The organism is Micromonospora sp. WMMD1219, assembly GCF_049315215.1.
Taxonomy (GTDB): Bacteria; Actinomycetota; Actinomycetes; order Mycobacteriales; family Micromonosporaceae; genus Micromonospora; species Micromonospora tulbaghiae.
The window spans coordinates 710653-729523 of sequence record NZ_CP186057.1; the positions used below are offsets into that span (position 1 = coordinate 710653).

Below are 18871 nucleotides of genomic sequence, written 5' to 3' on the forward strand. Positions count from 1 at the left end.
GGACCGCGCCCGGGCGGGAATGATGACCGGGTGCGGTTCCTTCACGGCGCGGTCCCCGCGCACGACCTGACCTACAACGACGTCTTCATGGCGCCCAACCGTTCCGAGGTGGGCTCCCGGCTCGACGTCGACCTGGCCACCACCGACGGGACCGGCACCACGATCCCGCTGGTGGTGGCGAACATGACAGCCGTCGCGGGCCGGCGGATGGCTGAGACCGTGGCCCGGCGCGGCGCGGTGGCGGTGATCCCGCAGGACATCCCGATCGAGGTCGTCGCCAACGTGGTCGGCTGGGTCAAGCAGCGGCACCTGGTGCACGACACGGCGATCACGCTCGGCCCGACCGACACCGTCGGCGACGCCATCCACCTGCTGCCGAAGCGCTCACACGGCGCGGTGGTCGTGGTCGACGCGGACGGGCGACCGATGGGCGTGGTGACCGAGGCGGACACCGTCGGGGTGGACCGCTTCGCCCAGCTCCGGCACGTGATGTCGACCGAGCTGCACACCGTTCCGGCGGACGCGGACCCGCGTACCGGATTCGACCGGCTGTCGGCGGGCCGCCGGCGGCTCGCCCCGGTGGTGGACGGCGACGGCCGCCTGGTGGGGGTGCTGACCCGGCAGGGCGCGCTGCGCGCCACGCTCTACAAGCCCGCGGTGGACGACCGGGGACGGCTGCGGATCGCCGCCGCCGTGGGCATCAACGGCGACGTCACCGGCAAGGCCGCCGCGCTGCTGGAGGCGGGGGTGGACACGCTCGTCGTGGACACCGCGCACGGGCACCAGGAGCGGATGCTCCAGGCGCTGCGGGCGGTCCGCCGCCTCGACCCGCCGGTGCCGGTGGCGGCCGGGAACGTGGTGACCGCCGACGGCGTACGCGACCTGGTCGACGCGGGCGCGGACATCGTGAAGGTGGGCGTCGGTCCGGGTGCGATGTGCACCACCCGGATGATGACCGGTGTGGGCCGCCCGCAGTTCTCCGCGGTGCTCGACTGCGCCGCGGCGGCCCGTTCGCTGGGGCGGCACGTCTGGGCCGACGGCGGCGTGCGGCACCCGCGGGACGTGGCGCTGGCGCTGGCCGCTGGTGCCTCGAACGTGATGATCGGCTCCTGGTTCGCCGGCACCTACGAGTCCCCCGGCGACCTCTACACCGACGCCGACGGGCGGCGCTACAAGGAGAGCTTCGGAATGGCGTCGTCGCGTGCGGTGAGCGCCCGGACGGCCGAGGACAGCGCGTTCGACAGGGCCCGGAAGGCGATCTTCGAGGAGGGCATCTCCTCGGCCCGGATGTATCTGGACCCGAACCGGCCCGGCGTCGAGGACCTGATCGACGAGATCATCTCGGGGGTGCGCAGCGCGTTCACGTACGCGGGGGCGCGCAGCCTGGAGGAGTTCCACGAGCGGGCGCTCGTCGGCGTGCAGAGCGCCGCCGGGTACACCGAGGGGATGCCGCTGCCGACGAGCTGGTGACGCGGCTCAGTTGAACAACCGCCCGATCACGGTACGGGCGGCGGCCTCCGGGTCGTCGCCCACCCGGGGCGGCAGCGCGCCGGAGAGCCAGAGCGTGGCGAAGCCGTGCACGATCGACCAGGCGGCCAGCGCGTCCGTGTCCGGCTCCCGCCCGGTGTGCCGGGCCACGCCGCCGCGCAGCAGTGCCCCCGACCGCGCGCGGGCGGCGACCAGCTCCGGGTCGTCGGCCCGGTACAGCTCGGGCCGGAACATGACGTCGAAGTGCGCCCGGTGCCGCACCGCGAACCCGACGTAGGCCACGCCGGTGTCGAGCAGGTCGTCCCCGGCCTGCCGCAGCGCGTCGGCGAGCAGGTCGAAGCCCTGCGTGGCGAGCGCGGTGAGCAGCCCGGCCTTGTCGCCGAAGTGGTGTGCGGGCGCGGCGTGCGAGACGCCGGCGCGGCGGGCCAGCTCACGCAGGCTCAGCGCGGCCGGCCCGGACTCGGCGATCGCCTCGGCGGCGGTGCTCAGCAGGACGCGGCGGAGGTCGCCGTGGTGATACGAGGCCATGCCGTCACCCTAACTTGTCATTGACAAGATGACACCTGTCGCGCAATCTTGTCATCGACAAGATGCTCGTCGGAGGGATCGACAATGGCACCCCTGATCGCACTCCTCGCCGGCACCGCGCTGGCCCGGATCGCCGGCCTGCTCGGCGTGGACGCCCTGGACGGGTGGCACCCCGCGCTGCGGGTCGGGCTGGCGCTGATGTTCGTGCTGACCGGCGTGGCCCACTTCGCGTCCCGCCGGGCCGACCTGATCGCGATGGTCCCGCCGTCGCTGCCCCGGCCCGACCTGCTGGTCACCGTGACCGGCGTGCTGGAACTGGCCGGCGCGCTCGCGCTGCTGTTCCCGGCCACGGCGCGCCCGGCGGCGGCCGGGCTGGTGCTGCTGATGCTCGCCATGTTCCCGGCGAACGTGTCCGCCGCGCGGCGTCGCCTCACGCTCGCCGGCCGTCCGGTGACCCCGCTCGGCGTCCGTACCGTGCTCCAGGTCGTCTTCGTGGCCGCCGCGCTGGCGGTGGCCGTCGGCGGATGAGCTGCCGCGGCCCGGCGGCGCGCCGGCGTCGAGTGCGGCTGAGGAGATTCTCAGAAATAGTTTGGGCCCTGATGATTCGGGAGCTAACCTGACGCTCGTGAACATGGGCCCGCTCGTCCGCTTCCCCGACGCGTTGCACCACGCGCCACTCGGCCGGCTGATCTCGATCGCCGGTCACGTCGTCGAGCAGCACTGGGGGCGATACCTGGCCGAACACCACGGGCTCACGTCCGCCGGCATGCGGGTCCTGATGATCCTCCTCCGCTCCGGCGACGTGAGCCACCGGGAAATGGCCGAGCTGTGCTTCGTCCGGCCCGCCACGCTCACCGGCATCGTGGACACGCTCGAACGCGACGGCTTCGTCAGCCGCCGTCGCGCCCCGGAGGACCGCCGCACGGTCCGGCTCACCCTGACCGACAAGGGCGGCGAGCACGCCCGCGCCATCATCGACATGATCCACAGCGACCGGCCGTTGACGTCGGTCGACGCCGACCCGGCCAACCGGGCGGTGATCCGCGAGTTCCTGATCGAAATCATCACCGGCATGTCCGACGGGGACCTCCGTCGGTTGAACCGGGACAGCGAGTCCGACACCGAGCCGCCAACGGGGAGCCATCCGTGTTGATCCGCCTGCTCCGCACACATCTGCACCCGTACCGACGATGGCTGGCCGCCGTGGTGGCCTTCCAGTTCGTCGGCACCATCGCCTCGCTCTACCTGCCGAGCCTGAACGCCGACATCATCGACCGGGGCGTCGCCGTCGGCGACACCGACCAGATCATGCGTACGGGCGGATGGATGCTGCTGGTCAGCCTGCTCCAGATCGCCTGCTCGATCGCCGCCGTCTACTTCGGCGCCAAGACCGCGATGGCCTTCGGCCGCGACGTACGCGGCTCGATCTTCCGGCGCGTGAACAGCTTCTCCGCCCGCGAGGTCGCCCGGTTCGGGGCGCCGTCCCTGATCACCCGTAACACCAACGACGTCCAGCAGGTGCAGATGCTGGTGCTGCTGAGCTGCACCATGCTGGTGGCCGCACCGATCATGAGCGTCGGCGGCGTGGTGATGGCGCTGCGCGAGGACGTCGGGCTCTCCTGGCTGATGCTGGTCTGCGTACCGGTGCTCGCCGTCGCGCTGGGCCTGATCATCCGCCGGATGGTGCCGGGCTTCCGGCTCATGCAGACCCGGATCGACACGGTCAACCGGGTGCTGCGCGAGCAGATCACCGGCATCCGGGTGGTCCGGGCGTTCGTCCGCGAGCCGTACGAGACCGACCGGTTCCGGGTCGCGAACACCGACCTGACCACCACCGCGCTGCGGATCGGGCGGCTCCAGGCGCTGATCTTCCCGATCGTGATGCTGGTGCTGAACGTCTCCAGCGTCGCGGTGCTCTGGTTCGGCGCGGCACGGGTCGACTCCGGTCAGATCCAGGTCGGCGCGCTCACCGCGTTCCTGCAGTACCTGATGCAGATCCTGATGGCGGTCATGATGGCCACCTTCATGCTGATGATGGTGCCCCGGGCGGCGGTCTGCGCCGAACGCATCGAGGAGGTGCTGGACACCGACTCGTCGGTGGTGCCGGCGGCCGACCCGGTCACCGAGGTCACCGGCCGGGGCGAGCTGGAGTTGCGCGGCGCCGGATTCCAGTACCCGGGCGCGAGCGCCCCGGTGCTGCACGACATCTCGTTCTGCGCCGAACCGGGCCGGACCACAGCGATCATCGGCTCCACCGGCGCCGGCAAGACCACGCTGCTGACGCTCATCCCCCGGCTCGTCGACCCGACCGCCGGCGCGGTCCTGGTCGACGGCGTGGACGTACGGGACCTGGCCCCGGACGAACTGTGGCGGCGGATCGGGCTGGTGCCCCAGCGGCCGTACCTGTTCACCGGCACGGTCGCCAGCAACCTGCGCTACGGCAACCCGGACGCCACCGACGCCGATCTGTGGGCCGCGCTGGAGATCGCCCAGGCGCGCGACTTCGTCGCCGAGATGCCGGGCGGGCTGGAGGCACCGATCGCGCAGGGCGGCACGAACGTCTCCGGCGGCCAGCGGCAACGCCTGGCCATCGCCCGCGCGCTCGTCCGCAAACCGGAGATCTACCTTTTCGACGACTCCTTCTCCGCGCTCGACCTCGGCACGGACGCCCGGCTGCGGGCCGCCCTCAAGCCGGTCACCGCGGACGCGGCGGTGGTGATCGTGGCCCAGCGGGTCTCCACGATCGTCGACGCCGACCAGATCATCGTGCTCGAGGACGGGGGTGTCGTCGGGATGGGACGACATGAGGAACTGCTGGAGAGCTGCCCCACGTACGCCGAGATCGTCGCGTCGCAGCAGACGGCGGAGGTGGCCGCGTGACCTCGTCGGTTCCGCAGCAGAAGAACGAGCCGTCCCGGCTGCCTCCGGCCGGGCGGCGTCCCGGCGGCGGCCCGCCGCACATGAGCATGGGCATGCCGGCCGAGAAGGCGATGAACTTCGGGCCGTCGGCACGCCGGCTGCTGGGGCGGCTGCGGCCGTACCGGCTCCAGCTCACCGGCGTGCTCGCGCTGGCCCTGGCCAGCGTCGGGCTCAGCGTGATCGGGCCGAAGGTGCTCGGCCACGCCACCGACATCATCTTCAGCGGGGTGATCGGGCGGCAGCTGCCACCCGGCACCACCACCGAGGCGGCAGCGGAGGCGGCCCGCGCCGAGGGCAACGGCAACTTCGCCGACATGCTGGCCCGGATGGACGTGATCCCGGGCGCCGGCATCGACTTCGACGCGCTGGGCCGGGTGCTGGCGTTCGCCGTCGTGCTCTACGTCGGCGCGAGCATGCTCCAGTGGGCGCAGGGCTGGGTGCTCAACGGCGTGGTGCAGCGCACCGTGCTGACGCTGCGCGCCGACGTGGAGGACAAGCTCAACCGGCTGCCGCTGCCCTACTTCGACAAGCAGCCCCGGGGTGAGCTGCTCAGCCGGGTCACCAACGACATCGACAACGTGTCGCAGACGCTCCAGCAGACGCTGAGCCAGTTGCTCACGTCGCTGCTCACCGTCGTCGGCGTACTCGCGATGATGTTCTGGATCTCGCCGTTGCTGGCTGTCGTCGCGCTCGTCGCGGTGCCGCTGTCGGTGGTGGTCACCGGCCAGATCGCCAAGCGGTCGCAGGGCAAGTTCATTGCCCAGTGGAAGCACACCGGCGAGCTGAACGGCCAGATCGAGGAGGCGTACACCGGGCACGAGCTGGTCAAGGTCTTCGGCCGGCAGAAGGAGGTCGAGGCCGCCTTCCACGCCAAGAACGAGGAGCTGTTCCGAGCCGGCTTCGGCGCGCAGTTCGTCTCCGGGCTGATCATGCCGGCGATGTTCTTCATCGGGAACCTCAGCTACGTCGCGATCGCCGTGGTCGGCGGCCTGCGGGTGGCGTCGGGCTCGATGAGCCTCGGTGACGTGCAGGCGTTCATCCAGTACTCGCGGCAGTTCACCCAGCCGCTCACCCAGGTCGCGTCGATGGCCAACCTGCTGCAGTCCGGCGTGGCCTCGGCCGAGCGCGTCTTCGCGGTGCTCGACGCCGGCGAGCAGAGCCCGGACCCGGCCGAGCCGGCCCGGGTCGCCGACCCGCACGGGCGCGTCGAGTTCGAGCACGTCTCCTTCCGGTACGACCCGGAGAAGCCGCTCATCGACGACCTGTCGCTGGTCGCCGAGCCCGGTCACACGGTCGCCATCGTCGGCCCCACCGGCGCCGGCAAGACCACGCTGGTCAACCTGGTCATGCGGTTCTACGAACTGGACGCCGGGCGGATCACGCTGGACGGGGTGGACATCTCCACGATGCGCCGCGACGACCTGCGCGGCCGGATCGGCATGGTGCTCCAGGACACCTGGCTGTTCGGCGGGACCATCCGGGACAACATCGCCTACGGCCGGCCGGACGCCACCGAGGACGAGATCCTCGCCGCCGCCCGGGCGACCTTCGTGGACCGGTTCGTCCGCAGCCTCCCGGACGGCTACGACACGGTGATCGACGAGGAGGGCAGCAACGTCAGCGCCGGGGAGAAGCAGCTCATCACCATCGCCCGGGCGTTCCTGGCCGAGCCGTCGCTGCTGATCCTGGACGAGGCGACCAGCTCGGTGGACACCCGGACCGAGGTGCTGCTCCAGCGCGCCATGGCGGCGCTGCGCTCGGACCGGACGAGCTTCGTCATCGCGCACCGGCTGTCCACCATCCGCGACGCCGATTTGATCCTGATGATGGAGCTGGGCCGGATCGTCGAGCAGGGCACCCACGACCAGCTCGTCGCCGCCGGTGGCGCGTACGCCCGGCTCTACCGGGCGCAGTTCAGCGGCGCGGTGATCTCCGACGAGGTGCCGGCGCCCGCCCCGGCCGGCCCGCCGGGAATGCGTGCCGGCGCCGGCACGCCGGTCGGGAACTGAGATGGACCCGGCCACAGGTCCGGCACCGGCCGCCGTCCGGGTGCCTTCCCGGCACCCGGACGGGCCGGGGTCAGGCCGGCGGGAGCAGCCCCGCCGACCGGCTCGCGACCACCGCGCCGACCAGGCCCAGCGCCTGCTCGGCGGGCATCGGGTCGAGCACCCGGCCGTCGCGCAGGCGCAGCGAGACCGACCCGTCGGCCGCCTCCCGGGGGCCGACCACCCCGGTGTACGGGACGCGGCGGCGGGACGCGTCCCGGATCCGGGCACCGAGCGAACCGGCGTGGTCCACCTCGGCCCGCAGCCCGGCCGCCTCGGACCGGCGGGCCAGCCCGACGGCCGCGTCGGCCTGCGCCGCGTCCACCGGGAGCAGCAGCAACTGCACCGGGGCGTACCAGGCGGGGAAGGCGCCCTCGTGCACCTCGATCAGGTACGCGAACAGCCGCTCCATGCTGCCGACCAGGCTGCGGTGCACCATCACCGGCCGTTTCCGGCGGCCGTCCGAGTCGGTGTACGACAGGTCGAACCGCTCCGGCTTGTCGAAGTCGAGCTGGACGGTGGAGATGGTCGACTCCCGGCCGGCCGCGTCCACGATCTGAATGTCGATCTTCGGGCCGTAGAACGCGGCCTCGCCCGGCGCCTCGACGACGTCCACCCCGTCGAGCGCGGCGCGGAGCAGTTCCTCGGCCCGCGCCCAGCCGGCGTCGTCGCCCACGTACCGATGGCCCGGCCCGCGCAGCGACAACCGCAACCCGGCGGGACGGACGCCGAGCGCGGCGTGCGCCTCGCCGATCAGCCGCAGGATCTCGCGGACCTCGTCGCCGACCTGCTCCAGGGCGCAGAAGTTGTGCGCGTCGTTGAGCGAGATGGCGCGCACCCGGGACAGCCCGCCCAGCACCCCGGAACGCTCCGCCCGGTACATCCCGCCCAGCTCGGCGACCCGCAGCGGCAGTTCCCGGTAGGAGCGGCCGCGGGCGCGGAACACCAGCGCGTGGTGCGGGCAGAGCGCCGGGCGCAGCACGAACTCGTCGTCGGCGCTCAGCCGCATCGGCGGGAACATGTCGTCGGCGAAGTAGCCCAGGTGCCCGGACAGCTCGAACAGCTCCCGCTTGCCCAGCGGTGGGGAGTAGACGTGCCGGTAGCCGGCCCGGCGCTCCAGCTCCCTGACGTACTCCTCGACGGCGTGCCGGGCGGCGGCGCCGGCCGGCAGCCAGATCGGCAGCCCGGCGCCCGCGAGCGGGTCGGAGACGAACAGCTCCAGGTCCCGGCCGAGCCTGCGGTGGTCGATCATGTCGCTCTCCTTGATCGGGTACGACCCGGAGGCGAGCAGGCCCGGAACGCCGCGAGGCCCCGGAGCGGATCGCCCCGGGGCCTCGTCGACGAAACGTCAGTGCGGCGCGCCGGGAACACCCGGCGTCGTGGTCACTACCGCGCTGCGCATGCCCGAACGATAGGCACGCGGACATCGACGGCGCACCTGAGTTTCGGAGAGTGGGTGCGGGTCGCCGGCACGGGACCTGCCGGCGACCCGCGGCGGCCCGGTCGTCAGGAACGGGGGACCCGACGACTCCGGTGCCGCGTCCGACCAACGGTACGCCGGGAATCGACGATGCGCCGCCCCGCCCCGGGGCGTGTGCACCGGTGACCCGTCACTCGCGGGCAGGTCGCCTCGTTTCCCATCTACGGCCTGCCGGTGTCGGCTGTCACCGTGCGGTGGGGCCGGTGGTGGTGACGCCGGACACGGCGTCAGGCTCGATCCGGTCGAACGGAGAACCCCGGCGAGGTGGCGGTCGTGGCCGAACTCATCTCTGACGTCGCGTCGCCCATGTGGGCGTACGCGCTGCTGCTGATCCTGCTGATCGCCGACGCCTTCGTCCCGGTGGTGCCGACCCAGCTCGTGATGATCACCAGCGGGGCGCTGACCGTGTACGGCGGGCTCAGCCTGCCGCTGACCATCGCGGTCGGCACGGCCGGAGTCTTCATCGGTGACCTGGCCTGCTACCTGATCGGCCGCAGCACGCCGACCCGCCGCGCGGCACGCGCCACGCCACCCGGACGGGCACGCCGGGCGGTCACTCGCGTCACCCGTGGGCTGCGCGAACCGGGGCCGCTGGTGATCCTGCTCTGCCGTTTCGTGCCCGGTGGCCGCATGGCGGCGTGCTTCTCGGCCGGACGCAGCCGCTACCCGTACCGGCTGTTCCTGCCCTACGAGGCGGCGGCGGCGCTCGCCTGGTCCAGCTACGGCGCGCTCGTCGGCCATCTGGGCGGCACGGCGCTGACCCACTCGGCGTGGCGGCTGCTGCTGATCGGCGGGGTGGCCGCTGCGGGGTTCGCGCTGGCCGGGTGGGCGATGACCTGGATCAGCAGCGCCCGGCAGACCCGTGCCGAGGCCACCGCCGACTCCGCCGGCACCTGACGCGCAGTTCGGAGCGTTGACCCCCATCGCATATAAGTTCGGTTTATATTGACCGGGTGTGGGAGATCAGGCTTCATCCTGAGGTCGAGCTTTGGTTCCTGGGCCTGTGCACGAGTGAGCCGAGCACCGCTGACCTCGTCAGCCTGATCAACTTGAAGGAAGAACAGCCATGAGTGGTGGGGCGAACTGGCGCGACGTCAAGGCGAAAGCCCGAAGTATCGATCCCTCGTGGGACGACAGCGAGCGTGTGGCCAGGCGGGGGCAAATCCGAGAGCAGATGCTGGCTTCGGTCAGCGGCGCGCAGCTGGCGGAGATCCGCAAGCAGCTGGGCATGACCCAGGCCCAGCTGGCGGAAGCGGCCGGTTTGTCTCAGGCACGGATCAGCCAGATCGAAAACGGCGAGAGTGTCAACCTGGACATCCTGCGCGCCTACGTAACCGGCCTGGGCGGCCACCTCGATGTGGTCGCCCGAATCGGGAACATCCGCCTGGACGTGGCCTGACGCGTTCTCGGGGGTCCGGTAGGGGACGACCCGGGTAGCGAAGTGGGTGGTGGTCCCGGATCCGTCTGGGGCGGTTCCGGCGACAGGCTGGCCGTATGCCTGGAACGCGGAGCAGCGGCCTGTTGGCCCTCGGCGGGATCGTCCTGGCGGCGGTGCTCGCGATGATCGGTCACCTGGAGGTGAGCGACGATCTGGATCCCTGGTCGCTGACCGTCAGCGACTTCGCCGTCTCCGATCGGGGCGGCGTCATCGACACCGCGATGGCGGTGCTCGCGGCGGCCAGTGTCGTGCTCCTGCCGGCGCTGCGCCGGGCCGGTGCGGGCCCGGTGCCGCTCGCGCTGCTGACCGCCTGGTCGGCCGGGCTGCTGGCCGCCGCCGTGGTGCCCACGAACGAGCCGGGTACGCCCATGGACACCGCCGCGTACGTGCACCGGTACGCCTCGGTGCTGTCGTTCCTGGCCCTGCCGGTGGCCGGCTGGTTGCTGGCCCGCCACCCGGTCGCCGGAGCCGCCGCCTGGCTGCGCGGACTGACCCTGGCCAGCCTGGTGCTGGCGGGCGCGATGATCTGGTCCGCCTACCCCGGCGACCGGGCCCTGCTCGGCCTGATCGAGCGCCTGCTCATCCTGACCGAGACGGCCCTGCTGGCCACCCTGGCCCTGCACCTCACCCTGACCAGGGTCGTCGATCATGCAGTTGTGGCCCCGCACAGACCGGGCATTCCGGTCGGATCGGGGGCCGCAACTCCATGATCGACGAAAGAAGGTGCGGGACCGGACTACTCCAGCTCGTGGAGCATGAGCTGGCGGGCGGCCTCGGTGATGGAGCCGGACAGGCTCGGGTAGATGGTGATGGTGTGGGCCAACTCGTTGACGGTGAGGTTGTTCTCCACCGCCATCGTGATCGGCAGGATCAGCTCGCTCGCCTTCGGCGCCACCACCACGCCGCCGATCACCTGGCCGCTCGCCGGCCGGCAGAACAGCTTGACGAAGCCGTCGGCCAGGTCGTCCATCTTCGCCCGGGCGTTGCCGGACAGCGGCAGCATCACCTGGCGGGCCGGGGTCTTGCCGGCGTCCACCTCGTCCTGGGAGACGCCGACGGTGGCCAGCTCCGGGTCGGTGAAGACGTTCGCCGCGACGGTACGCAGCCGCAGCGGCCGCACCGCCTCACCCAGCGCGTGCCACATGGCGATCCGGCCCTGCATGGCCGCGACGCTCGCGAGCGGCAGCACGCCGGTGCAGTCACCCGCCGCGTAGATGCCCGGCACATTGGTACGGGAGACCCGGTCGACTGTGACGTAACCGCCCCGGGCCAGCTCCACGCCGTACTCGGCCAGGCCCAGGTCGGCGGTGTTCGGGATCGAGCCGACCGCGATCAGCGCGTGCGATCCGGTCACCTGCCGGCCGTCGGAGAGCACCACCTCGACGCCGTCACCGACGCGGCGGACCGCCTCGGCGCGGGAGTTGTTCAGGATGCTCATACCCCGGTTGCGGAACACCCGCTCGATCGCCATCGCGGCGTCGGCGTCCTCGTGCGGCATGACCCGGTCGCGGCTGGACACGAGCGTGACCTTGACGCCCATGGCCAGGTACGCGCTGGCGAACTCGGCGCCGGTCACGCCGGAGCCGACCACGATCAGGTGCTCGGGCAGGTCGGGCAGGTCGTACACCTGACGCCAGGTCAGGATGCGCTCACCGTCCGGTACGGCGGTGGGCAACTGGCGGGGGGTCGCGCCGGTCGCCACGAGCACCGTCGACGCGGCGATCGAGTATTCCGCGCCGCCGTCGGCCGGGGTGACGATCACCCGGTGGGTGTGGCCGAGCGTGTCCTCGCCGAGCCGGGCCGTGCCGGCCACGAACTCGACTCCGGCCTTGACCAGCTTGGTGTGGATGTCGGCGGACTGGGCCAGCGCGAGCCGCTTGACCCGCTCGTGCACCACCCGGGCGTCGACGGTGACCGCCTCCAGGCCGTCGGAGTGCACCCCGAACTCCTCGGTGTCCCGGTAGCCGGTGACCACCTCGGAGCTGGCGATGAACGTCTTGGAGGGCACGCAGTCGGAGAGCACACAGGCGCCGCCGGCCCCCTCCGCCTCGACCACTGTGACATCGGCGTCCAACTGCGCGGCGACCAGAGCCGCCTCGTACCCGGCCGGCCCGCCGCCGATGATCACGATCTGGCTCACAGAGCCATCCCTTCGTTCGCGACTGCGGGGCTCCGCTCCGCTGCACTCCTCGCGCTCACAGCAGTCGCCCCTCGTCTGTGCTCACAGTGACTTTCTTCTCCCCGTCGGGTTCGACACGCACTGTCGTATTCTCCCCCACCCGCCAGCCGGGCTATCGTCGTCGCCGTGCGTCTCTACGCTGCTTACGGCTCGAACCTGGACCCCGCCCGCATGCGCGCCTACTGCCCGCATTCGCCGATGGTGGGCACCGGCTGGCTTGAGGGGTGGCGGCTCACCTTCGCCGGCGAGGACGTCATCGGGTGGGAGGGCTCGGTCAGCACCGTTGTCGAGTCCCCCGGTGACCGGGTGTTCGTGGCGCTCTACGACATCCACCCGTACGACGCCGCGCAGCTCGACGAGATCGAGGGCGTGACCGCCGAGACGTACCGCAGGCTGACCGTCCGCGTCTCGACGCTCGACGGCGACGTGACCGCGTGGGTCTACGTGTTCGACGGGTACGAGGGCGGGCTGCCCACAGCCTGGTACCTCTCGGAGATCGCCAACGCCGCGGAGAAGGCGGGCGCGCCGGACGACTACGTCACCGAGCTGCGGTCCCGCCCCACCGGCACCGCGTCCGCGTAGCGCGTCTCCCACACCCACAGTGTGCGCCGCGCGGCCTGCCGGTCGCTCGTCGACCCCGCTACGGGGGTGCCGGGTCACACCCGCGAGGCGGGCACACTCCGCTCGTACATGTCGGTCCAGCGCTCCTCCACCAGCCCGACGGAGCGGTAGAGCGTGACCGGCGCGGTCGGGTTGGCCAGGTCGACGCCGAGCCCGGCCCCGGCGCGGCCCTTCGCCGCGTAGACCGCGAAGGCCCGGCGCAGCAGCGCCGCGCCCACCCCGCGACGCCGGTACGCGGGCAGCACCGACAGCGTCCGCACCCACCCCAGGTCCTGGTCGAGTGCCTGGTCGGAGGACTGGAGCGCACCGGCCGGCTCGCCGTCGACCTCGGCCAGGAACCACTCGTCCCAGACCTTCCCGTACGACGGCAGCAGGTCCCGCCACTGCTCGAAGTCGAGCGGGTCGTGGTCCGGGGTGTCCCGGAACGCGGTGTCGTAGATCCGGTGGAACAGTCGCATGTCGCTCTCGTCGTCGGCGCGCAGCGGCCGGACGGTCACCCCGGGCGGGGGCGCCGGCTCGGCGGGCAGGCCGGCGAGCGAACGGCTCATCCGGATGTAGCGCTTGATCCGGGTGAACCCGGCCTCGGTCAGCTCACCGGCCCAGCGGGTCTCCGGCGCGTACACGCCGGTGCGGGCGGTCAGCGCGGGCAGGCCGCGCTCGGCGGCCCGTTCGGCGACGCGCTCCAGCAGCCGCGCCAGCAGCGGCGCGCGCAGGTCGGCGCCGCGGTCGGGGTCGACGAGGACGTCCACCCACTCCCGGCCCACCCCGCTCGGGTTGGCCAGGATCGACCAGGCGACCGCCGTACCGTCCGGGTCGGTGACCAGCCAGGAGTCCCGGGCCGGGTCGACGTGGGGCGCGGTCAGTGCGGACCGCACGTCCTCGTCGTCGAAGTCGGGATAGCCCACGGCGAACGTGTCGGCGGCGTGCACCACCGCCAGGATCGCGGGCACGTCGTCGAGGGTCGGGCGGCGGGCCGACCAGCCGGCGGGGAGCGTCACGGGCCAGATCCTGGCAGCCGGACCGGCCGCGTCGCCTCCCATTTATCCGCCGCGGGCGCGCTGCCGCGCGGCGCCGAGCAGACTCAGCAGCTCAGCGCCCTCGGCGGTGCTCAACGCACGGAACGCCGCCGACGCCAGCCGGTCGGTCACCGCCTCGGCCCACAGCCGGCGCCGCACCAGTGGCCCGACCGGCGGGTACGGGGGCACCCAGCCGCACGCGGCCGCGCCCGTCTCGCCCTCCGGCCCGGCCAGCACCGCCTCCAGCGGCGTCAGCCCGGCCGCGCGCACCGCCAGCAGGTACGCCCCGGCGAAGTGCTCACGCAGCAGCAGCATGCCCACAGCCGCCCGCGCACCGGGCGACGGATCGGGCACCGGCATGGCCCGCCAGGCGGCGAACAGCGGCATGCCGCTGCCGTCCGCCGCGTCGACCGCCCGGCCCATCAGCGCGGCGAGCCGGGACGACTCGGCGCCGTCGCCCAGCCGGGCGGTGCCCCACCGGCAGCACTCGGCCAGGTTGGCGGCGGCCACCTCCAGCGGCGGGACGGTCCGCGCGGCGGCGTCCCAGCCGTCGGTGACCGCGTCCGGCGCGATGAAGCCGAGCGCCGCGGCGACCGTCTCGGCGCGGACGTCACCGAGCGCCCCGGCCCGCCCGGTGATGTAGAAGGCCCACCCGGAGATGCCGAGCAGCCGCGCCCGGCGCAGCGTCGACGGGCAGCGGGCGAACGCCTCCCCGAGTTCGAGCACGAGCGGTTTGCAGGCGGCGGCGAGTTGTTCCGGGGTCATCGGCCGCCCGTCGCCGTCACTCCACCGTTGCCATTCATCACGCTCAGTCTGCCGCGTGGTCACCGGTGTCGGCATCCCCCTCTTCGGCGTCCAGCGCCTCCAACACGGCCTCCACCTCACCGGCCCGGCGCCGGGCCGCGGTGACCGCCCGTTCCGCGCCCCGGCGGGCCAGCCGGGCCCGGCTCAGATCCTGCTCGGCCACGGCCCGGCGACGTTCCAACTCGGCCAGTTCGGTCTCGATCCGGTCCAGCGTCGCGGCGCCGTCCCGCTCGGCCGCGTCGGCCGTGGCCAGCTCCTTCTCGGCCCGGTCGAGGTCCGCGCGGGCCCGGGTCAGTTCCCGGGTCGCGGTCCGCCGCCGCCCGGCCCGTTCGGCCCGCGCCGCGCGCTCGTCGCGGGCCCGGCGCGCGTCGGCCCGCTCGGCCGCCCGATCCGGTACGACCGGCGTCTCCTCGCCCCCTGTCACGAGCCGCAGTTGGGGGCGGGGCACCTCGCCGAACCCGGCGTAGTGGCTGGCCCGCAGCAGGCGTCCGGCGCGTACCTGTCCGGCCACCTCGGTGTCGGAGAGCGCGGCGTTGAGTGTCGCCTCCACCTCGCCCAGCGGCAGCTTCCCGGCCGGGGGCGCGGCGGGTTCGGCGGCGGCGAGCCGGCGTACCTCCGCCACCAGCGCGCCCACGACGGCGCGCCGCTGCGCGGACAGTTCCCGGAGCTTGCCGCCGCGCAGGTCGCGCTGCGCGGCGCGCAGTGACTCGGCGAGCTGGCTCAGGTCGGCGACCAGCTCGGGCCGGCGGATCGCCAGCAGGTTGACCAGCCAGGCCGCCACTGTGGGGCGGCGCAGCTTGCCGATCTCCCGGGCGGTACGCGGATCGCCGGACTGCCGCGCCTGCGCGACGGCGGCGTCCCGGGCCGCGACGAACCGGTCCGGCGGCGTGGCGTAGAGCTGCCGGATCACCTCCGCGGGCACCTCGGCCATGTTCAGGCGTCGATCCGGGTGCCCGGCTCCAGACGGCGGTAGTCGGTCTTGGACATCGCCGTGTACTGCCGGTCCAGCACGCCGAAGCCGTTGTCGTTGAGCAGCCCGTCGTGCAGCGCGTACGCCCGGCGCGGCGCGACCGCGCGGATGAAGTCGACCACCTCGGAGAACTTCGACCAGGGCGCGTGGATCGGGGCGAACAGCGTGTCCACCTGCACGTCGTCGGGCACGAACAACGCGTCACCCGGGTGGTACACCACGTCGGCGAAGAGGTAGCCGATGTTCTGGATCACCGGGATGTCCGGGTGGATGACCGCGTGCTGCCCGCCGTACGCCCGCACCGGCACCCCGGCGACTGTGAACGACTGTCCGGGCTCGACCGTCACCAGCGCCTCGGCGGCGTCGCCGAGCACTCCGGCGAGCGAGGCGGGGCCGTGCACCGGCACCGGCCGCCGCTCCAGTGCCCGGGCCAGCGCGCCGACGTCCACATGGTCCGGGTGTTCGTGGGTGACCAGCACCGCGTCCGCCCCGTCCAGCGCGGCCGGATCGCTGAAGACACCCGGGTCGACGACGAGCACCGCACCGTCGTGCTCCAGCCGGAGACAGGAGTGGGCGTACTTGGTGACCTGCATCGTGACTCCTCGATTATCGAATCGTGATGTCCTCAGCGCAGTCTGCCGGAACCGGCGCGACCACGCGTCACGTCCGAGGTATCGGTCCCGGTGGGCGGGGCCGTCGACGATCGGAGTACGGGGAATGGGTGGACGACGACTCCGGGGCGTGGCCCTGGTGGCTGTGGGTCTGATAGCGGCGCTGGGTGTGGGCGCCTGCGGGGCGGGCGGCGACAGTGGCAGCGACTCGGCCGCGCCGGCCGCCGACTCGGGCGCGGGACGCGAGCAGGCCGCCGAGGGCGGCGCGGACGGCGGTGGCGCGGACCGCGACCAGGCCGCCCCCGGCGGCACCGGCGGCGCTGACCTGCGGGTCGACCAGCGGTCCATCATCTACACCGGGACCATGCAGGTCCGGGTGGACGATGTGGAGGCCGCCGCGCGGGAGGCGACCACGGCTGTGACAGCGGCCGGCGGGTTCGTCGGCGCGGACCGGCGGTCGAGCCGGGCCGCCGAGGCGCGGGCGGCGCTGACACTGCGCGTGCCGGCGGACCGGTTCAGCGCGGTGATCGACCAGCTCGCCGGCCTCGGCCGGCAGGAGCGCCGGGAGATCCGCACCGAGGACGTCACCGAGCAGGTGGTGGACCTGGACGCCCGGATCGCCACCCAGCGGGCGCGGGTGGAGAGCGCCCGGAAGCTGCTCGCCCGGGCCACCTCGGTGGACGAGTTGGTGCGGCTGGAGAACGAGGTGGGCACCCGGCAGGCGGACCTGGCCTCGTTGGAGGCCCGCAAGCGCCGGCTGGCGGACCTGACCTCGCTCTCCACCATCACCGTGACGTTCCTCGGTCAGGACGCCAGCACCGCCGAGGAGGAGGCCGACCTGGGTTTCCTGGCCGGGCTGGGCGGTGGCTGGACGGCGTTCCTGGCCTCGGCCCGGGTCCTGCTCACAGTGCTCGGCGCGGTGCTGCCCTTCGCGGTCGTGATCGGCGTACCGCTGTGGTTGCTGCTCCTGTGGCGGCGCCGGGTGCGGGCCCGGCGGACGCCGCCGCCCGGGCCGAACCCGGCGGCACCGGTGCCGCCGGGACCGCCCGGCGGTCCGGTCAGCGCGCCGCCGCCAGTGCCCGCAGCGCGGTCTGGACCATGAGGCGTACGCCCGCCTCGATGGCGCGCTCGTCCACGTCGAACGAGGCCCGGTGCAGGTCCACGTTGGGCCCGCTGCGGCCGACGCCGAGGCGGGCGAGCGCGCCCGGCACGTGCTCCAGGTACCAGGAGAAGTCCTCGCCGCCCATGCTCTGCGGCGTCTCGGCGATGCCGTCGGGGCCGAGCGCCGCGGCGGTGGCCGCGGTGAGCACACCGATGGCACCGGCGTCGTTGGTCACCGGGGGCCGGCCACGCAGGTATTCCAGGTCGACCGTGGCGCCGGTGGGGGCGAGCACGTCCCGCACCACCTGAGCCACGATCTTGGGTGCCTGGTCCCAGGTGTCGCGGTCCATCACCCGCAGGGTGCCGGCCGCGCACGCCTCGGACGGGATGACGTTGTAACGGGTGCCGGCCGACGCGTGGCCGAACACCAGCAGCAGCCCGCTGTTGGCCGGCACCCGGCGGCTGATCAGCGTCGGCACCTCGGTGACCAGGCGGCCGAGCGCGTCCACCAGGTCGACCGTCAGGTGCGGGCGGGCGGTGTGCCCGCCCGGCCCGGTGAGCCGGACGGTGACGTTGTCGGCGGCGGCGGTGATCGGGCCGACCCGCAGGCCGACCTTGCCCACCGGCAGGTTCGGGTCGCAGTGCAGCGCGAAGATCTGCACCACGTCGTCCAGGCCGCCGGCCTCGATGACCTCCAGCGAGCCGCAGGGCAGGATCTCCTCGGCGGGCTGGAAGATCAGCCGGACCCGGCCGTCGAGCCGGCCCGTGTCGGCGAGCTGGGCGAGCAGCATGCCGACGCCGAGCATCACCGACGTGTGCACGTCGTGGCCGCAGGCGTGGCAGACGCCCTCCACCGTCGAGCGGTACGGCACGTCCTTCGGGTCGCTCAGCGGCAGCGCGTCGATGTCGGCGCGGAGCGCGATCACCGGGCCGTCCGGCCGGCCGTCGATGTCGCAGATGACGCCGTTGCCCTTGGGCAGCAGGCGCGGCTTCAGCCCGGCGAGGGACAGTTCGCGGTGTACCAGGGCGGCCGTCTCGAACTCCTCGCCGGACAGCTCCGGGTGGGAGTGGATGTGACGGCGGGTGGCGATGAGGCCGGGTACGCGCAGCGCGAGCAGATGGTCGAGCTCGAAGGGCAGGGGCTGGTAACCGGTCGGCGCCTCGGGCCGGGACGACGACAGCAGGCCGCCGGAAGGCAGCGTCAACGCACTCGTCACGTCGAATTCTCGATCACTAGAAGTGGATGGATCTTCGGGTCGGACAGCAGACAGCCTAGACCTCCGACGGTGACGCTGCGCAACATCTTTCGCGTAGCGGTCGGACCGCGCAGCGTCACGAATGCCCTGGTGAGAGGGCTCGAATATCTGCGGGACAGCAGGTAGATCGCGGTCGAACGCCGTCATCCGCCTCCCACCTCCTACAACGCGTAACCGTTTCAACGGCCACAAATACCGACCCGTCGTTCCGAATTGTCGCATTAGTCGCGGCAATTAACTGCCGCTCCGACAATTGCACGACAACTGTCGGCTGCCGGAAGACTCCCGACGGTGACACGAGCGCCCGACCGCCGACCGCACACGCTGTCCGTCCCGTTCACCCGTTCCGGTTACCCGAATCGCCGAATCGCACACGCGAAGGCGGCCCGCGCCGCGCACTCAGGGTGCGCGGCGG

The 18871-nt window shown here is 72.8% G+C and carries 18 protein-coding genes; 10 read left to right on the plus strand and 8 right to left on the minus strand.

Annotated elements, in window-relative coordinates; genetic code table 11:
- Nucleotides 1-30 precede the first annotated feature (30 nt).
- Nucleotides 31-1470 carry a GuaB1 family IMP dehydrogenase-related protein gene (locus tag ACN27C_RS03330; RefSeq protein WP_252453163.1) on the plus strand — a complete coding sequence of 480 codons (1440 nt, stop codon included), beginning with the start codon at nt 31-33 and terminating at the stop codon, nt 1468-1470.
- 6 nt (nt 1471-1476) lie between these two features.
- On the opposite strand, the gene ACN27C_RS03335 is transcribed toward ACN27C_RS03330, so the two are convergent.
- Complete coding sequence (locus ACN27C_RS03335) at nt 1477-2016, minus strand: TetR/AcrR family transcriptional regulator (RefSeq protein WP_120571654.1); 540 nt, start codon at nt 2014-2016, stop codon at nt 1477-1479.
- Nucleotides 2017-2100: 84 nt separating this feature from the next.
- Here ACN27C_RS03335 and ACN27C_RS03340 point away from each other — a divergent pair, with 84 nt between their 5' ends.
- The 4 genes from ACN27C_RS03340 to ACN27C_RS03355 all read left to right on the plus strand — a co-directional run bounded on the left by ACN27C_RS03340 (nt 2101) and on the right by ACN27C_RS03355 (nt 6944).
- Nucleotides 2101-2544, plus strand: coding sequence for a DoxX family protein (locus ACN27C_RS03340; protein WP_120571655.1), 444 nt, complete (start codon nt 2101-2103; stop codon nt 2542-2544).
- A 103-nt stretch (nt 2545-2647) separates the two neighbouring features.
- Nucleotides 2648-3169 (plus strand): MarR family winged helix-turn-helix transcriptional regulator, encoded by a 522-nt coding sequence (locus ACN27C_RS03345; RefSeq protein ID WP_355111639.1) that lies wholly within the window; start codon nt 2648-2650, stop codon nt 3167-3169.
- The gene (locus tag ACN27C_RS03350; RefSeq protein WP_422750409.1) at nt 3163-4896 is read left to right on the plus strand and encodes an ABC transporter ATP-binding protein; all 1734 of its coding nucleotides are present in this window, start codon (nt 3163-3165) and stop codon (nt 4894-4896) included. The genes ACN27C_RS03345 and ACN27C_RS03350 overlap by 7 nt, the downstream gene beginning before the upstream one ends.
- Before the next feature lie 92 nt (nt 4897-4988).
- Nucleotides 4989-6944, plus strand: coding sequence for an ABC transporter ATP-binding protein (locus ACN27C_RS03355; protein ID WP_422751571.1), 1956 nt, complete (start codon nt 4989-4991; stop codon nt 6942-6944).
- Between the two features lie 70 nt (nt 6945-7014).
- Here ACN27C_RS03355 and thrS read toward each other — a convergent pair whose 3' ends face one another.
- The gene (thrS, locus tag ACN27C_RS03360) at nt 7015-8232 is read right to left on the minus strand and encodes a threonine--tRNA ligase (RefSeq protein ID WP_422750410.1); all 1218 of its coding nucleotides are present in this window, start codon (nt 8230-8232) and stop codon (nt 7015-7017) included.
- A gap of 501 nt (nt 8233-8733) precedes the next feature.
- Between thrS and ACN27C_RS03365 the strand changes: the two genes are divergently transcribed.
- The 3 genes from ACN27C_RS03365 (at nt 8734) to ACN27C_RS03375 (ending at nt 10608) form a co-directional block, all read left to right on the plus strand.
- Complete coding sequence (locus ACN27C_RS03365) at nt 8734-9357, plus strand: DedA family protein (protein WP_422750411.1); 624 nt, start codon at nt 8734-8736, stop codon at nt 9355-9357.
- 169 nt (nt 9358-9526) lie between these two features.
- Nucleotides 9527-9859: a helix-turn-helix domain-containing protein gene (locus tag ACN27C_RS03370; RefSeq protein ID WP_121684334.1), complete on the plus strand. Its 333-nt coding sequence runs from the start codon at nt 9527-9529 to the stop codon at nt 9857-9859.
- Between the two features lie 95 nt (nt 9860-9954).
- Entirely contained in the window at nt 9955-10608 is a 654-nt protein-coding gene (locus ACN27C_RS03375; RefSeq protein ID WP_357898028.1) for a DUF998 domain-containing protein, read from the plus strand.
- A gap of 26 nt (nt 10609-10634) precedes the next feature.
- On the opposite strand, the gene ACN27C_RS03380 is transcribed toward ACN27C_RS03375, so the two are convergent.
- A complete protein-coding gene (locus ACN27C_RS03380) occupies nt 10635-12038 on the minus strand; it encodes an NAD(P)H-quinone dehydrogenase (RefSeq protein WP_422750412.1) in 1404 nt (467 codons plus the stop codon).
- Nucleotides 12039-12203: 165 nt separating this feature from the next.
- Here ACN27C_RS03380 and ACN27C_RS03385 point away from each other — a divergent pair, with 165 nt between their 5' ends.
- Nucleotides 12204-12659, plus strand: a complete 456-nt coding sequence (locus ACN27C_RS03385; RefSeq protein WP_013284020.1) for a gamma-glutamylcyclotransferase — start codon at nt 12204-12206, stop codon at nt 12657-12659.
- A 74-nt stretch (nt 12660-12733) separates the two neighbouring features.
- Here the strand turns inward: ACN27C_RS03385 and ACN27C_RS03390 are convergent, their stop codons facing one another.
- From ACN27C_RS03390 to ACN27C_RS03405, 4 genes are read right to left on the minus strand one after another with little or no spacing between them, the layout of a single operon-like run.
- Entirely contained in the window at nt 12734-13696 is a 963-nt protein-coding gene (locus ACN27C_RS03390; RefSeq protein ID WP_358169463.1) for a GNAT family N-acetyltransferase, read from the minus strand.
- A gap of 42 nt (nt 13697-13738) precedes the next feature.
- Complete coding sequence (locus ACN27C_RS03395; RefSeq protein ID WP_120571663.1) at nt 13739-14479, minus strand: SCO6745 family protein; 741 nt, start codon at nt 14477-14479, stop codon at nt 13739-13741.
- Between the two features lie 43 nt (nt 14480-14522).
- Nucleotides 14523-15449: a hypothetical protein gene (locus tag ACN27C_RS03400; protein ID WP_120571664.1), complete on the minus strand. Its 927-nt coding sequence runs from the start codon at nt 15447-15449 to the stop codon at nt 14523-14525.
- Nucleotides 15450-15451: 2 nt separating this feature from the next.
- Nucleotides 15452-16081 (minus strand): MBL fold metallo-hydrolase, encoded by a 630-nt coding sequence (locus ACN27C_RS03405; protein WP_422750413.1) that lies wholly within the window; start codon nt 16079-16081, stop codon nt 15452-15454.
- Between the two features lie 124 nt (nt 16082-16205).
- Here ACN27C_RS03405 and ACN27C_RS03410 point away from each other — a divergent pair, with 124 nt between their 5' ends.
- Nucleotides 16206-17201 (plus strand): DUF4349 domain-containing protein, encoded by a 996-nt coding sequence (locus tag ACN27C_RS03410; protein ID WP_121684339.1) that lies wholly within the window; start codon nt 16206-16208, stop codon nt 17199-17201.
- Here ACN27C_RS03410 and ACN27C_RS03415 read toward each other — a convergent pair.
- Entirely contained in the window at nt 17158-18417 is a 1260-nt protein-coding gene (locus ACN27C_RS03415) for an amidohydrolase (RefSeq protein ID WP_120571667.1), read from the minus strand. The genes ACN27C_RS03410 and ACN27C_RS03415 overlap by 44 nt on opposite strands.
- Nucleotides 18418-18871 lie beyond the last annotated feature (454 nt).

Coding starts and splice junctions, on each gene's coding strand:
- ACN27C_RS03335 (WP_120571654.1), bottom strand. CDS start 2,016: ATGGCCTCGTATCACCACGGCGACCTCCGCCGCGTCCTGCTGAGCACC.
- ACN27C_RS03340 (WP_120571655.1), top strand. CDS start 2,101: ATGGCACCCCTGATCGCACTCCTCGCCGGCACCGCGCTGGCCCGGATC.
- ACN27C_RS03345 (WP_355111639.1), top strand. CDS start 2,648: ATGGGCCCGCTCGTCCGCTTCCCCGACGCGTTGCACCACGCGCCACTC.
- ACN27C_RS03355 (WP_422751571.1), top strand. CDS start 4,989: ATGCCGGCCGAGAAGGCGATGAACTTCGGGCCGTCGGCACGCCGGCTG.
- thrS (WP_422750410.1), bottom strand. CDS start 8,232: ATGATCGACCACCGCAGGCTCGGCCGGGACCTGGAGCTGTTCGTCTCC.
- ACN27C_RS03370 (WP_121684334.1), top strand. CDS start 9,527: ATGAGTGGTGGGGCGAACTGGCGCGACGTCAAGGCGAAAGCCCGAAGT.
- ACN27C_RS03375 (WP_357898028.1), top strand. CDS start 9,955: ATGCCTGGAACGCGGAGCAGCGGCCTGTTGGCCCTCGGCGGGATCGTC.
- ACN27C_RS03395 (WP_120571663.1), bottom strand. CDS start 14,479: ATGACCCCGGAACAACTCGCCGCCGCCTGCAAACCGCTCGTGCTCGAA.
- ACN27C_RS03400 (WP_120571664.1), bottom strand. CDS start 15,449: ATGGCCGAGGTGCCCGCGGAGGTGATCCGGCAGCTCTACGCCACGCCG.
- ACN27C_RS03405 (WP_422750413.1), bottom strand. CDS start 16,081: ATGCAGGTCACCAAGTACGCCCACTCCTGTCTCCGGCTGGAGCACGAC.
- ACN27C_RS03410 (WP_121684339.1), top strand. CDS start 16,206: ATGGGTGGACGACGACTCCGGGGCGTGGCCCTGGTGGCTGTGGGTCTG.